The sequence below is a fragment of the Bacillus sp. UNC41MFS5 genome, assembly GCF_000686805.1.
Genome location: NZ_KK366017.1, coordinates 352,682 through 366,450 on the forward strand (window position 1 = coordinate 352,682; position 13,769 = coordinate 366,450).

A 13,769-nucleotide genomic window follows, 5' to 3' on the forward strand; every position below is an offset into this window, starting at 1 on the left:
TTCAGTAGGGCAGGTTAGGAGAGGAAGGTTGATCCCTCTACTCCTAACTTGCTCTTTTATGTTTGTTTAAAAATGTTCTCAGAACTTTGTTGAATTCATCCTTTGCCTCCAATTTAGCAACATGGCCAGTGTTCCTGAAAATGACAAACTCAGAGTGACGAATTTGTTTATGCATTAAGTACTGAATCCAAACAGGAATAACTGAATCGTATTGACCGCCAATAATTAAGGTTGGCACTTTAATCTGTGGGAGTAAGGTTAAGTTATTTACTTGTAAACAAGCCTCCATGGATTTAAAAAAGAATTTACGGTTTGGTTTGTAAAATTTGGAGAAGGTCTCGATATTTTCCTTGCTCCATGAATAAAGACAAACCTTCGCAGACCTTTCTGTGACCGCTTCAGGAGATTTATTTTCTCCTAGGGCTTTCCTGAAATTAATAATAAGCTTTCCGAGTAGCTTTGGAGCATAATGGAAAGTACTCACTAACATCAAAGATTGACACATTCCAGGTGCTTGACGATAAATTTCTTGTGCAACCATTCCCCCCATTGATAACCCGCATATGTGTGCACTTTCAATTCCCAGCTCTTTTAATAAATTAATAACATCATAGGCAAAGTTTTGTATAGATATCTCCCCAGGTGCAGTGTAATCTCCATGTCCCCGTAAATCAGGGATGATTAAGTCATACTGATTCGCAAATTCATACTGATTTGCCCATCCCTCCTTTACTTCACCTAGACCGTGAATAAAAACTAAAGGCTCACCTGCACCAAGCCGCAAATAAGGAACTCCGGAGTAACTTTTGAATATTTCACTCAACATTCATTCCTCCTAGTTGTATAATAACAACTGTTATTTCCAATATTTGAATGGTGTAAACGGGTATAAAAGTATGATTATTTTATTATATATGTAATTGTGGGAAAATATTACATATGGGTGTAAAGCACATATATCAGATTTCCTTGTCTCAATTGAAAACCATGGTCGAGTTTAAAGAGGAGAAAGTTTTTAGCTAAATTGGTGTTGTATTGGAGTAAAACTAGGCAGTTTTGAGTTATGATAAAAAGAATAAGGATGTTAAGTGAAAATGAGGTTCCCTAATGATAAAAAAGTATCTGACATTTCAAAAAAATAATGGAATTGCTCCGTATATTTGGACGGTTCTTGGCATTTTACCGTTTTACTTTATTTTTCAATCCCCCTCAACCATTGAAATAGTTGTGGGGATATTACTCACATTATTGTTCTTTATTCTTTACCGAATCGCGTTTATTTCTAAAGGCTGGCCTGTCTATTTATGGACGTTGATTCTGATTGGGATTTCTATCACTGCAACGAGTCTTTTCAGCTATGTTTATTTTGCTTTTTTTCTTGCTTATTTTATCGGCAATATTAAAGAAAGAATTGCCTTTTTAACTTTGTATTTTATTCATTTGTTTAGTACATCAGTTTCCATTAACTTCAGTATTGTCATGCAAGAAAAATTATTTCTTCAGCAATTGCCCTTTGTCATTATCATCTGGATTAGTGTCATCCTCCTCCCGTTTAGCATCCATAACAGGAAGGAAAGAGGTCAGTTAGAAGAAAAGTTACTGGATGCAAACAAACGGATTTCAGAGTTAGTTAAAATAGAGGAAAGGCAGCGGATCGCTCGGGACCTTCATGATACTCTCGGACAAAAGCTTTCACTTATTGGGTTGAAAACGGATTTGGCCCGAAAGTTAATTTCAAAGGATCCGGATCAAGCACGAAATGAATTAAAGGATGTGCAGCAAACAGCCCGAACCGCATTAAGTGAGGTACGTAAGATGGTATCATCAATGCGTGGAATCCGCCTAAGGGACGAAATTGTCCGTGTAGAACAAATCCTTCACGCAGCTGAAATTAATTTTAGCAGTGAAGGAGATTTCACTCCAGCAAAAGTTACGCTGCTAACAGAGAACATTCTAAGCATGTGTATGAAAGAAGCCGTAAATAATGTTGTCAAACACAGTGGTGCGAAATCTTGCTGCATAACCATTATTCAATCAATGCAGGAATTGGTAATGACCATTCGCGATGATGGAGTTTTTAAGTGTGAGAAAGAGACGATGCAAGGAGGCCATGGGCTGATTGGCATGAAAGAGCGCTTGGAATTTATTAATGGGAGTCTAGAAATTGTAACAAAAGAAGGAACCACATTAATCATAAAAGTACCAAACGATGTTAAACCAGGGATGGAAAAGGAGGAGAAAAATGATTAAAATCGTGATTGCTGAAGATCAACAAATGCTATTAGGCGCTTTTGGTTCACTTCTTAACTTGGAAGAAGACATGGAAGTGGTTGGAAAGGCATCAAACGGTGAAGAGGCCGTATCACTGGTAAAAAAATTCCAGCCTGATGTCTGTATTATGGATATCGAAATGCCTGGTAAGAGCGGTCTAGAGGCAGCAGAAGAACTAAAGGGCCTAGGCTGTAAAGTAATCATATTAACTACTTTTGCCAGAACCGGTTACTTTCAACGAGCGTTGAAAGCAGGTGTGAACGGGTATTTGTTAAAAGACAGTCCAAGTGAAGAGCTGGCAAGTTCTATCCGTAGTGTAATGTCAGGAAGACGAATTTATGCACCAGAACTTATGGATGATGTGTATGGCGAGGAAAATCCATTAACAGACAGGGAAAAAGAAGTGTTGGAGCTCGTTGCAGATGGTAAAAATACAAAGGAAATCGCAGAAGAGCTTAGTATCAAGACAGGAACGGTTAGAAACTACATCTCAATTATCCTCGACAAACTTGAAGTAAAAAACCGTATCGAGGCGATTACTCAATCCAAAGAAAAAGGCTGGTTTAAATAAGGAGTGAGTGAACGGTGTCAGGCACCGTTCATTTTTTGTTTCTTCATGGAAGACCCAATCCATTACCAAAAAGCAGCTAGGCTTCAGCTGCCGTTTGGTACTTATCAATAAAACCTTTGATATAATCAAAAACTTCTCTAGGACGTTCTTCAGGAAGGGCGTGTCCAGAATCTTTTAAAACAATGAGTTCTGAGTTGGTTAAATCCTTATTTAACTTCTCACCAATATTAAGGGGCATTGATTTATCATGATCCCCCCATAGTAATAAACAAGGTGTTTTTATTTGGTTAAGAATTTGGGCAGGCAAGTCTCCTTCGCGATCACGAATCATCCTTGTAAGAGCTACAAAAATTTCATCTGTTAAAAACGGTTGTAAGTAACCGTTAATCATTTCATCATTAATGATGGCGTGATTATAAAGTGCGTCCTGAAGATTCTTCTTTACCCCCGTCCGTGCAAACCAATATTTTACGAAAAGATGAAAATAGGGTAAATAACTTGTAATAATCAAAGGCAATTTAGAGCGTTTGAGATAAGATGAACTGCAGAGAAGTATAGCTTTGTCCGCGAGCTCTGGCATCATATGGAGGATATTTAAGACTATTTGTCCCCCCATAGAATGACCAATAAACGTCATTTTTTTAAGCCCTAATGATTCCGTAAGATTGATTACTGTTTGGGCTAAATTCTTGTAGGAATATACATAGCGGTTACATTTAGCGCTTTTCCCAAATGGGGGAAGGTCAATAGAAAGAACCTGGTACTCCTTTTTCAATAAAGAAATTAAATGGCGAAATGTGAAGGTGGAAGAAAGGAAGCCATGTAATAAAACAAACGTTTTTTCAGATGTTTGATTAGGATAAAACTCATAATAAACATTAATGTTATTTACTGATTGATAACCTGCTAAGACAGTTTGTTCCATCAAGATCTCTCACCGACTCCGTTAATAAAATAGATGAGTATAATGTTCCCTAAATATCGGTACATACACAAAAAATATTGCCAAAAAGAAAAACCCATAAATATCAGCAATTTATATAAATTTCAAAATAACAGTACAAACCACCTATAAGAATCTGATAAAATTTAATAAAAATGGTTATTTTTGGTGCCGCATCCATCCGTCGTGGACAAATGGAGAGAGTGTCTTTTTGTGGTGCCTGACACCAAATTAGGGGGGAACTTGGGTTGTCAATTATTGAAGCGTTTGATGTGGATAAGGCTTTTAATGGGCGTGATATTTTAAAGGGAGTTTCTTTTTCGATTAAGGAAGGTAGTATTATTGGGCTCCTTGGACCAAATGGAGCCGGGAAAACAACGATGATTCGTTTGTTAAATGGAGTAATTAATGCTACCAGCGGTAAGATGAAGGTAATGGGATATGATCCACAAACAGAGGGCGATGAAATCAGAAAGAGGGCGGGGATTGTAACGGAGAGTGCCGCTTTGTACCATGACATGAGTGCCTGGGACAATCTGGTCTTTTTTTCTAAAATCTATAATGCTTATGACCCAAAGCGTATCACTCATCTGCTGGAGCAATTTGAAATGATTGAGAAGAAGGACCAATTGGTGGGCACGTTTTCAACGGGGATGAAAAAAAGAATTACTCTTGCCAAGGCGTTGCTACATAAACCTACCCTTTTGTTCCTGGATGAACCCACAAATGGGTTAGACCCTGAAGGGATAAACGATGTGATTCATTACCTAAAAAAAGTAAATAAGGAAGAAAAGATCACGATTGTCATCTGTTCACATGTCTTGCATCAATTGGAGACTATTTGTGATACTTTCCTGTTTTTAAAAGATGGTCAAATCGTTGAGAAGGGAACTAGAAGCGAATTAGAGGATCGATATTTAACAGATGTTACTCTATTGGTTGAAACTGGTCTCTTGCCAATCGACTCCAATACATATAGGGGCTTTACTTACATTAGAAAAGATCGGCATAATATCGAGTTTAATCTTCCCTCAAAAAATGAAATTCCAGGTCTACTCAAGAGTATTCTGAGCGAAACGTGGATCCATTCGTGTGAAATTACCAATAGAAGTTTGGAGTCATTATATTTTAAAATAAGGGGTGAAAAGCATGAATAAGAGCATTATTGCGACCGTCGCTCAAAAAGATATTAAGAACACTTTTTCTTCCAAAAAGATATGGGTACCAATGATCATCCTTCCTTTATTTCTATGCATTTTACTCCCTGCAATATTTGCTTATGTTGGTCTAAATACAGAATTGATTGGGGAATCCTCAAAGGATCTAGAAAAACCAATCAATGCCATCATCAAGAACTTTCCGAATGAAGAGTTAAGAAATACCCTAGCTGAACTGCCAACACGTGGTTACAAATCGGTTTATTTTTTCTTAAACTTTATGATTATCCCGTTTTTCTTAATGACTGCTATCATCAATTCTATGGTCACTTCGTCGAACAGCTTTGCAGGGGAGAAGGAAAGAAACACATTGGAAACATTATTATTCGCTCCAATCACTGTTTCTGAATTGTTTTTTGGCAAGGTGATTGCTTCCTTTATCCCTACTATTCTCATAACGTTTGTGGCTTTTTTACTTAATGCCGTGATTGTAAATCTAATTACTTATCGAATTTTTAATGAAATTTTATTTTTGAATTCAACCTGGATGCTTTTAATGTTTTGGGTGATTCCAGCCTTAGTGATTTTTAATATTGTTTTGAATGTGCTAGTTTCCGCTAGAGTAAAATCTTTTCAAGAAGCTCAACAATTTGGAGGAATTATGGTTTTACCAGTAGTCGGCCTTATTATCAGCCAAGTTAGTGGGCTTTTCTTCTTAAGTCCACTAACCTTATTCTTAATTGGAGTAGGTTTACTGATTGCCAATGGCCTCTTGCTTAAACTAATCACCAAATTCAACCAAAGAAACACCCTATTTGAAAGCCAAATCCACTAAAATCCAAAATGTCTGCCCAAGGCGGACATTTGTCCTTTTGTGGTGCCTGACACCAATTATTCTTTTTTAAACATTTTTGCAAAATTTTTTTATTATTTTAAATAAAAATGTTTGAATTTTTAGAAAACTAACTGTATAATTAGAAAAAACGTAAGGAGTTGATTTCCATGGAAAAGAAATTACTTAATTCACCACAACATTCGGATGAGAATACAGATGCTGTTGTTGCAGAAATGTTTCTAAATAATGCCCTGCTAGAGTTTAGAAGGGAGAAAATCCGCAAGGAAATCGACCACACATTACTACACGGGGATAAGGAGTTATTCCTAAAATTAACAGAAGAGCTAAAAAAGATTTCTTAAGTTATCGATTAACGGGATTCCATTCTTTAAAAAAGAAGCCTATCCAATATACATGGATGGGCTTCTTTCTGTTTACATATAAATAGGTGTCCTTGAATAAAATCTAATTTTTATAAATGTTTCAATAAACAAGGAACCAATCCAATTGGATAGGTTCCTTTATTGGGGAATTCCTCACAAGTGATCATCTCAGTTATTATCGTCATCGCCGCTATGTCTGTTTTGATGAGCGCCGTCATCAGCTTTATTATCGTCATCACCGCTGTGTCTATTTTGATGAGTACCGTCATCCGCTTTGGTATCATCATCGCCGCTATGTCTATTTTGATGAGTACCGTCATCGGCTTTGTTATCGTCATCGCCGTTATCATCATCGCGCTCAACTCTAACTACTTTTCCGGATTCAGCATCGATCCTTACCTCTGCTTCACCCGTGCTCGTGTTTAGCTCAACTTTATATTCCATTCTACCATGCTCTAATTCTTGTTCAATTTCAACTACTGTTCCATTTACTTCACTAATTGCAATCTCTCTTGCTTTTTCCGCCGTAATAAAATTAGGATTAGTTGCTGCTGTACTTTTGCTGTCATCAGTTTCCACTTTAATAGTTGTTTTGCCTTGGTCATTTCCATTAACATTTGTACTTATTTTTTTATCTTCCTGATGGATAGAATCCTCAGCTCGTGTATCATTTTTTGAAGCCCCCACTGCAACGGCCCCGCCCAAGATTAATAACCCAGATAATGCACCAACAATAAATTTATTTTTCATTAAAAATTCCTCCTTTGTGTTTGTTTACTACACTTATAGAATATCCAGTGAAGATTAGAGCAAAAGGGGGAAAAACATTAGAAATTAATGAGAATTATCATTAGTGTAAACTATCTGTTCTTTACTTTAGTCATCGTCTTCCTTTTTATCGTCTTTGCCGCGTTGTTTAGAATCATCATTCTTTTCATCATCATCATCATCACTGCTGCGATCGTCCCATGAAACGGACATTACATTGCCTGTAATGGAATGTATTTGTACAATTGCTTCTCTATCATCCTGAGTCTCAACTTCGACAAGGTAGTAGGTTTGTTCGCCTTTTGTTTCCAGCCAAATATGTTCCACAATCCCATTCACTTGTTTCTTTGCAATATTGCGGGCCTCTTCCTCAGTAAGTCTCTTAGTGGAAGAAGTATTATTTTGTGTAGTAGTTGAGGAGAGAATCTCTCCAGTATGAGCATCCACTGTGAGTGTAGTTTGATTATTTCCTTCTTTTACGACTGCCTTGTAAATCGTTTCGTCCTCGCTGGTTATTTTTTCAAATGATGTAATCGTTCCTTTTACCTTGGCTAATATGATTTTTCTAATTTCATCTTCTGATTTAAATGTAACCTCTGGTTGATTAAGAGGTGGAGACTTCGTTTCTTTTTTGACAAATGACAGAACTTTTCCAGAAATCGCATTTAGTTCGATCTGATAAATAGTATCCTTTTTCTCTAAATCTATATGGTATTGCTGGTCAGTTAACTTAATTTGAATAACTGTTCCCTGATAGCGGTCCTGGACAAGCTTTTGTGCTGCCTGTTTTGATAGAATTTCAGCCGATGCTTCGGTCGGGCCGAACATTTGCCAACTAAAATAAATGAGAAAGGCAAAAATAAGAAAGCCAATTATCATCCAGAACCCAGTTTTTTTCTTCATGTTTTCACCTCACCACGTTAAGTACATTTATTTTCTAATATGAAGATTAGAAAATGCTGAGAAATGGATTAATTTTTATTAGTTTTAATGAAAAGAGTTGCCGTGGTTCCAACTCCTTCTTCACTTTCAAGGTGAATTCTGATACCAATGGCATCAGCAATTTCCTTTGCTAATGATAAGCCAAGTCCAGAACCGCCTTTTTTTCTATTTCTTGCTTTATCAACACGGTAAAAACGGTCAAAGACCTTTGGCAGTTCATCTTTTTGGACGCCGATTCCCTTGTCGGCTACACTTATAAATGCCTCATCATGCTTTATTCCTAAAATAACTGTAATGGCATCATCACTATATTTCCGTGCATTATCAAGAAAGATATACAGCAGCTGCTTTAGTTTCTTTTCATCCGTAACAACCGTTTTCTGTAAATTGTTTTTCTGCTGAAGATGTATTTCTCTATTATAAGCACTTTGAAAGGCCTTAACCGTTTGCAGCATAAAATCGCTAAGATTAAGCTCTGACATTTGGATATTCCACTGCTCGTGATGCTTAGCCAACAGTAACAGCTGTTCAGTCATGTCTTTCATGCGAACTGCTTCGGAATGAATCGCTTCAATCGATTCGGCAAAAAGCTCCGGTTCCTTTAATCCTCTCCGCTTTAAAAGACTTGCATAGCTCTCAATAATGGTTAAGGGGGTTTTAAATTCATGGGACGCATTCGAAACAAACTGTTTTTGTTTTTCGTAATTTGTTTCAAGTAAATCGATCATATGGTTAAAGGTTTCTCCCATTTGATAAAGTTCGTCCTTTGATTTTCCATCAAGCGTCAGCCTCTTGAAGCGGCCGCTCTGTCTAATTTCTTTCATGGTCTTAATCATGGATGTAACAGGGTTGGTAATCAGTTTACTGAGAATCCGGCTGGAAACAACTACAGGAATTAGTGCCAGAAGTGTCACCAAAATCAAGACAAGCCTCAGAATTTTTAAGTTATCAGTTGCCGGTTGAATGCTTTTAGTCACTTGAAGATTTGCGACACTTCCATCTAGTAAAATAATAGGCATAGACTCAAATGTATATGACTTTTTTTGAAAAACAATAAAAGTACTAACTTCCCCTTGATGAAACTTGGCTTTTCTTCCGATTAAAGCTTGCTCTGTGGGGCTTGTGACTGTTGATAAGGGTTTGTTATTTTCTGTGACAAATTGGATCATTCCATTGATAGGGACGTAAGAACGTAATAGTTCTCCCTCAGAAATGGAACCAAGTGATTTCCCAATATCATTTGTCGTTTTTTCCATTTCCTTTGCGGAGGTGTTTAATTCACTGTTGAGAATTAATTTGTTAAAGGTGTAATAAACAGATAGATTCATCACTATTAATAAGGCGGCAAATAACACGGCAGTATAAAAATTTATTTTATTGCTAAGTTTCATTTAGCTTCCTTTAAGACATACCCGACACCACGGACGGTATGGATTAATGCGGGCTTATTCTGCTGTTCTAATTTTTTTCTGACATATCGAATATAAACATCGACTACATTTGTGTCACCGATAAAGTCATATCCCCAAACAGCTTCCAAAATTTGATCTCGGTTTAATACTTGCCGCTTATTTGTTAACAAATAAACCAACAAATCGAACTCTCTAGGAGTTAATTCAATTTCATCTTCTCCACGAAAAACTTCCCTGGTTTTTGGATTTATTTTTAGGTCAGCAAATGTTAATAAACTCTCGTCTTCCTGAGGCTGTTCTACAGCTTTCACCCTTAAAGCAGCACGGACCCGCGCTAATACCTCTTCAATTTGAAAGGGCTTTGTTATATAATCATTTGCCCCATAATCCAGTCCTGACACTTTATCCTCAACCGAGCTTTTGGCAGTAAGTAAAAGAACAGGTGTGATTTGGTCGTTTACCCGTATCCGCCTGAGTAGTTCAATTCCGCTAATTCCAGGCAGCATGACATCAAGTAATACTAAATCCCATTTCCCCTTCTTGTATGCTTCAAATGCTTCAAGACCATCCATTACCTTTGTTACCACATATCCTTCGTACTCAAGTTCGATCTCAAGAAGCCGAGCGATCTTTTCTTCATCTTCAACCACTAGAATGGTTTCCTTTTTCATAGTGAGCCCCCTTAGAAATTGAATATTACTAATTTATTACACTTTTCCACAGCCAGTTAATAAATTCCTTTAATGATTGAAAAAAATATCGACCTGCAACCTCACAACAAGAGTGGTGCCTGACACCCTTTTCAAGTATGATAAAAAAAGAGAAAAGTTAAGGAGTGAATTGGTTGACACAACTTCATTTATACTGTAAAAAAATTCCTTTTACTTATTCAAGGTTTTTCAGTCAATATCGTGTACTGGCTGAGAAATACACCCATCATGTGCTGTTGGAAAGCGGCCGCGGCGGGCGCTACAGCATTGCTGCATTTCAGCCTGAGGCGATAATAAAAGGGAAAAACCATATGCTTGAAATTCAAAATGAAAATGGTACCGAGAAACAGGAAGGGAATCCATTACACTTATTGATGGAATATATGAACCGGTATCATGTCGATAAAATAGAAGGTCTTCCTAGTTTCCTGGGAGGTGCAATTGGTTACATAAGCTATGATTATGCTAGGTACATTGAAGTTCTTCCTGATCTTGCAACAGATGATTTACAAATACCGGAAATCTACTTTTATATTGTGAAAGAATGGTTTGTCTTTGATCATAAAGAAGAGATTTTGTGGCTTATGTTTTTAGCTGAAAATGACCAGGGGATGGAGGAGAAAATTTCCTTATGGGAAAAACAATGGATTCAAGATACCCCCTCCATTCAAACAAAAAAGCCTAGAGAAAGTAACTATAATAATCTAGAGGTTTCAATGACAGAAGATGAATTTATTCAGGCTGTTATCAAGATTCAAGAATATATTGGACAAGGCGATGTATTTCAGGTGAACCTTGCCGTCCGCCAATCAAAACCGATTGAAGTAGAAGCGCTTGAAGTTTATGAAGAATTAAGGTCCTTAAATCCATCTCCATATATGGCCTATCTACATACACCAGACTTTCAACTCGTCAGTGGGTCCCCTGAACTTCTCGTCAAAAAAGATGGACAAGAAGTAAGTACACGTCCGATTGCTGGTACCCGCTCTAGAGGCAAGAATCACAATGAAGACATCCAACTCGCCAATGAATTAATTGAAAATGAAAAAGAGCGTGCGGAACATGTGATGTTAGTGGATTTAGAGCGAAATGATCTTGGGAGGGTATGTAAGTATGGGACTGTCGAGGTCAATGAATTTATGGTCATTGAAAAGTATTCCCATGTCATGCATATTGTCTCCAATGTAAGAGGAGAATTAGCGGAAGACAAATCAAGCTTTGATATCATTGATTCTGTTTTCCCAGGAGGGACCATAACTGGCGCACCTAAAGTTCGTACAATGGAAATAATCGAGGAACTTGAGCCCGTTCAAAGAGGAGTGTACACCGGTTCTCTGGGCTGGATTGATTTTAGCGGCGATTTAGAATTAAACATTATTATCCGCACCATGCTTGTTAAAGATGGGATGGCACATGTGCAAGCGGGGGCAGGAATCGTTATTGATTCTAATCCAAAGCATGAGTACAAAGAATCGATGAAAAAAGCAGCGGCATTATGGAAAGCGAAAGAAATGGCAGAGGAGGTAGAGCAATGATATTTATGATAGATAATTACGATTCCTTTACCTTTAATTTAGTGCAATATTTAGGTGAATTGGGAGAAGAATTAGTGGTTAAGCGAAATAATCAAACGTCGATTGAAGAGATTACAGAACTACAGCCTGAATTCTTAATGGTGTCTCCAGGGCCATGCAGTCCAAATGAAGCGGGAATCAGCTTGGATGCGATTCAAGCATTCGCAGGGAAAATCCCAATATTCGGTGTGTGCCTAGGCCAGCAAGCAATTGCTCAGGCTTTTAATGGAGATGTTATTCGCGCGGAAAGGCTGATGCACGGGAAAACATCCGATATGTATCATGACGGAAAGACAATTTTTCGAGGATTGCCAAACCCTTTTCCGGCTACTCGATACCATTCATTAATAGTCAAACGAGAGACTTTGCCTGAATGCTTTGAGATTTCCGCATGGACAAAAGAAGGAGAAATTATGGCCATTCGTCATAAAGAGTTACCGATTGAAGGAGTCCAGTTTCACCCCGAATCTATTTTAACAACATCGGGAAAAGAGTTGTTACGTAACTTCGTCCATCACTATAAAAATATTGCTATTCAAAAGGGTTATTAAAAATGTTTATCCATTTAAACGGACAGTTTTTATCAAAAGAAGAGGCGATGATTTCCCCGTTTGATCATGGTTTTTTATATGGAATGGGGTTATTTGAAACCTTCCGGATTTATGAAGGACATCCCTTCCTGCTAGATGACCATTTAGAGCGTCTTAATCAAGGATTAGAGGTTCTAAACATCAGCTATCGTTTTGAGCGTGATGAAACGAATAAAATCCTGCAAGAATTATTAAAAGTAAACAGTTTGACCAATGCTTATCTAAGGCTAAATGTCTCGGCTGGTATAGGGGATATTGGTTTGCAAGTGGAGCCATATACTAACCCAAATATTCTTTTTTTGTCTAAACCATTACCTCAGGCAGAGGGATTAACAGAAAAAAAGGCAATCTTATTGGAACTGAAACGAAACAGTCCCGAAGGAAATGAACGTTTGAAGTCTCATCATTTTATGAACAATATCTTGGCAAAAAGAGAAATCGGACATACTGCAGATATAGAAGGGATTTTCCTAAATGAGGAAGGATACTTAGCAGAAGGGATTGTCTCTAATATCTTTTGGGTAAAAGGAAATGTCGTATATACCCCATCCGTACAAACTGGGATTTTAAATGGGATTACACGTCAGTTTGTTAGCGAATTAGCAACGAAACATAATCTGATTGTAGAAGAGGGGCTTTATTCCTTAGAACACAGCTTTGAGGCCGATGAGATGTTTGTCACTAATTCCATTCAAGAGATCGTCCCCATTTCTACATTTGAAGGACATGAATTTCCTGGTAAACGAGGCCAAATAGTTCAACTATTGCATCGTGAATATCGCCATTATTGTAAAAGTCTGTGGTCAAAGCATGGATTAAGGAGTGAATAACCTTGAAAGAAAAAATACTCGCTGAAATCCAAAAAATTGAAGAGCAATATGAAGTAAAAGTCTGTCTTGCCGTCGAATCTGGGAGCAGAGCATGGGGATTTCCATCCAAGGATAGTGATTACGATGTTCGGTTTATTTATGTCCACAAAAAGGACTGGTATTTGAGCATTGACCAAAAGCGAGAAGTGATCGAACTTCCAATAAATGATCTCCTTGATATCAATGGATGGGAAATACGAAAGGCCCTCAAACTGTTTAGAAAATCTAATCCACCACTGATGGAGTGGCTCCATTCGGGAATAGTGTATTATCAAGCCTTTTCCTTAGTAGATAAATTGAAAGCAATCCAGAATCAAGTGTTCTTACCACAATCCGCTCTCTATCATTACTTAAATATGGCAAAAGGCAATTTTCGTGATTATCTCCGTGGAGATCATGTGAAAATTAAAAAGTACTTTTATGTCCTTAGACCCGTTTTAGCTTGTATATGGATTGAAAGATACAATACAGTCCCGCCCATTGAATTTCAAACATTGGTAGAAGAGCTTCTTGATGAGGGGCAACTAAAGCAGGAAATCCTTACCTTGCTTGAAAGGAAAATCAGCGGCGATGAACTCAACCTTGAGCCGAAGGTTAATGCCATAAATGACTTTTTAGAAAAAGAAATCAATCGGCTTGAGGAATATACGAAAACCCTTAAAGTATCCAAAGCGGATATGACCCCAGTCTTGGATGATCTATTCCGAGATATTCTTGATGAGGTTTGGGCATAACCACCTCAGA

15 protein-coding genes are annotated in these 13,769 nt (G+C 37.6%); 9 read left to right on the top strand and 6 right to left on the bottom strand.

The genetic code is table 11. The annotated features are described in order from the left end of the window. Positions 1–43 precede the first annotated feature (43 nt). Positions 44–826 carry an alpha/beta fold hydrolase gene (locus tag BR30_RS0118090; protein ID WP_035445730.1) on the bottom strand — a complete coding sequence of 261 codons (783 nt, stop codon included), beginning with the start codon at positions 824–826 and terminating at the stop codon, positions 44–46. 281 nt (positions 827–1,107) lie between these two features. Here BR30_RS0118090 and BR30_RS0118095 point away from each other — a divergent pair, with 281 nt between their 5' ends. Further along, positions 1,108–2,250 carry a sensor histidine kinase gene (locus BR30_RS0118095; protein ID WP_026566201.1) on the top strand — a complete coding sequence of 381 codons (1,143 nt, stop codon included), beginning with the start codon at positions 1,108–1,110 and terminating at the stop codon, positions 2,248–2,250. Next, positions 2,243–2,842: a response regulator transcription factor gene (locus tag BR30_RS0118100; RefSeq protein WP_026566202.1), complete on the top strand. Its 600-nt coding sequence runs from the start codon at positions 2,243–2,245 to the stop codon at positions 2,840–2,842. Before BR30_RS0118095 ends, BR30_RS0118100 begins: the two co-directional genes overlap by 8 nt. Before the next feature lie 76 nt (positions 2,843–2,918). On the opposite strand, the gene BR30_RS0118105 is transcribed toward BR30_RS0118100, so the two are convergent. Then, entirely contained in the window at positions 2,919–3,767 is an 849-nt protein-coding gene (locus BR30_RS0118105; RefSeq protein WP_026566203.1) for an alpha/beta fold hydrolase, read from the bottom strand. A gap of 266 nt (positions 3,768–4,033) precedes the next feature. On the opposite strand from BR30_RS0118105, the gene BR30_RS0118110 reads away from it, so the two are divergent. From BR30_RS0118110 to BR30_RS0118120, 3 genes are all read left to right on the top strand, one after another. Continuing rightward, on the top strand, positions 4,034–4,942 hold the full coding sequence (locus BR30_RS0118110; protein ID WP_035445731.1) for an ABC transporter ATP-binding protein: 909 nt from the start codon (positions 4,034–4,036) through the stop codon (positions 4,940–4,942). Continuing rightward, positions 4,935–5,777, top strand: coding sequence for an ABC transporter permease subunit (locus BR30_RS0118115; RefSeq protein WP_026566205.1), 843 nt, complete (start codon positions 4,935–4,937; stop codon positions 5,775–5,777). The genes BR30_RS0118110 and BR30_RS0118115 overlap by 8 nt, the downstream gene beginning before the upstream one ends. Positions 5,778–5,944: 167 nt before the next feature. After that, positions 5,945–6,139, top strand: coding sequence for an IDEAL domain-containing protein (locus BR30_RS0118120; RefSeq protein ID WP_026566206.1), 195 nt, complete (start codon positions 5,945–5,947; stop codon positions 6,137–6,139). Between the two features lie 189 nt (positions 6,140–6,328). Here BR30_RS0118120 and BR30_RS35335 read toward each other — a convergent pair whose 3' ends face one another. The 4 genes from BR30_RS35335 to BR30_RS0118140 form a co-directional block, all read right to left on the bottom strand. Next, positions 6,329–6,910, bottom strand: a complete 582-nt coding sequence (locus BR30_RS35335; protein WP_026566207.1) for a PepSY domain-containing protein — start codon at positions 6,908–6,910, stop codon at positions 6,329–6,331. A 126-nt stretch (positions 6,911–7,036) separates the two neighbouring features. Continuing rightward, a complete protein-coding gene (locus BR30_RS35340) occupies positions 7,037–7,831 on the bottom strand; it encodes a PepSY domain-containing protein (protein WP_026566208.1) in 795 nt (264 codons plus the stop codon). A gap of 68 nt (positions 7,832–7,899) precedes the next feature. Beyond that, positions 7,900–9,261 (bottom strand): sensor histidine kinase, encoded by a 1,362-nt coding sequence (locus tag BR30_RS0118135; protein ID WP_026566209.1) that lies wholly within the window; start codon positions 9,259–9,261, stop codon positions 7,900–7,902. Next, positions 9,258–9,953, bottom strand: a complete 696-nt coding sequence (locus BR30_RS0118140; RefSeq protein WP_026566210.1) for a response regulator transcription factor — start codon at positions 9,951–9,953, stop codon at positions 9,258–9,260. Before BR30_RS0118140 ends, BR30_RS0118135 begins: the two co-directional genes overlap by 4 nt. Positions 9,954–10,126: 173 nt before the next feature. On the opposite strand from BR30_RS0118140, the gene pabB reads away from it, so the two are divergent. From pabB to BR30_RS0118160, 4 genes are read left to right on the top strand one after another with little or no spacing between them, the layout of a single operon-like run. After that, positions 10,127–11,527: an aminodeoxychorismate synthase, component I gene (pabB, locus tag BR30_RS0118145; protein ID WP_026566211.1), complete on the top strand. Its 1,401-nt coding sequence runs from the start codon at positions 10,127–10,129 to the stop codon at positions 11,525–11,527. Further along, the gene (gene pabA, locus BR30_RS0118150; RefSeq protein ID WP_026566212.1) at positions 11,524–12,117 is read left to right on the top strand and encodes an aminodeoxychorismate/anthranilate synthase component II; all 594 of its coding nucleotides are present in this window, start codon (positions 11,524–11,526) and stop codon (positions 12,115–12,117) included. The genes pabB and pabA overlap by 4 nt, the downstream gene beginning before the upstream one ends. A gap of 2 nt (positions 12,118–12,119) precedes the next feature. Further along, complete coding sequence (gene pabC / locus BR30_RS0118155) at positions 12,120–12,986, top strand: aminodeoxychorismate lyase (protein ID WP_026566213.1); 867 nt, start codon at positions 12,120–12,122, stop codon at positions 12,984–12,986. Positions 12,987–12,988: 2 nt separating this feature from the next. Continuing rightward, complete coding sequence (locus BR30_RS0118160) at positions 12,989–13,759, top strand: nucleotidyltransferase domain-containing protein (protein ID WP_026566214.1); 771 nt, start codon at positions 12,989–12,991, stop codon at positions 13,757–13,759. The last annotated feature ends 10 nt before the right edge of the window (positions 13,760–13,769 follow it).

Coding starts and splice junctions, on each gene's coding strand:
- BR30_RS0118090 (WP_035445730.1), bottom strand. CDS start 826: ATGTTGAGTGAAATATTCAAAAGTTACTCCGGAGTTCCTTATTTGCGG.
- BR30_RS0118095 (WP_026566201.1), top strand. CDS start 1,108: ATGATAAAAAAGTATCTGACATTTCAAAAAAATAATGGAATTGCTCCG.
- BR30_RS0118100 (WP_026566202.1), top strand. CDS start 2,243: ATGATTAAAATCGTGATTGCTGAAGATCAACAAATGCTATTAGGCGCT.
- BR30_RS0118105 (WP_026566203.1), bottom strand. CDS start 3,767: ATGGAACAAACTGTCTTAGCAGGTTATCAATCAGTAAATAACATTAAT.
- BR30_RS0118115 (WP_026566205.1), top strand. CDS start 4,935: ATGAATAAGAGCATTATTGCGACCGTCGCTCAAAAAGATATTAAGAAC.
- BR30_RS0118120 (WP_026566206.1), top strand. CDS start 5,945: ATGGAAAAGAAATTACTTAATTCACCACAACATTCGGATGAGAATACA.
- BR30_RS35335 (WP_026566207.1), bottom strand. CDS start 6,910: ATGAAAAATAAATTTATTGTTGGTGCATTATCTGGGTTATTAATCTTG.
- BR30_RS35340 (WP_026566208.1), bottom strand. CDS start 7,831: ATGAAGAAAAAAACTGGGTTCTGGATGATAATTGGCTTTCTTATTTTT.
- BR30_RS0118135 (WP_026566209.1), bottom strand. CDS start 9,261: ATGAAACTTAGCAATAAAATAAATTTTTATACTGCCGTGTTATTTGCC.
- BR30_RS0118140 (WP_026566210.1), bottom strand. CDS start 9,953: ATGAAAAAGGAAACCATTCTAGTGGTTGAAGATGAAGAAAAGATCGCT.
- pabA (WP_026566212.1), top strand. CDS start 11,524: ATGATATTTATGATAGATAATTACGATTCCTTTACCTTTAATTTAGTG.
- pabC (WP_026566213.1), top strand. CDS start 12,120: ATGTTTATCCATTTAAACGGACAGTTTTTATCAAAAGAAGAGGCGATG.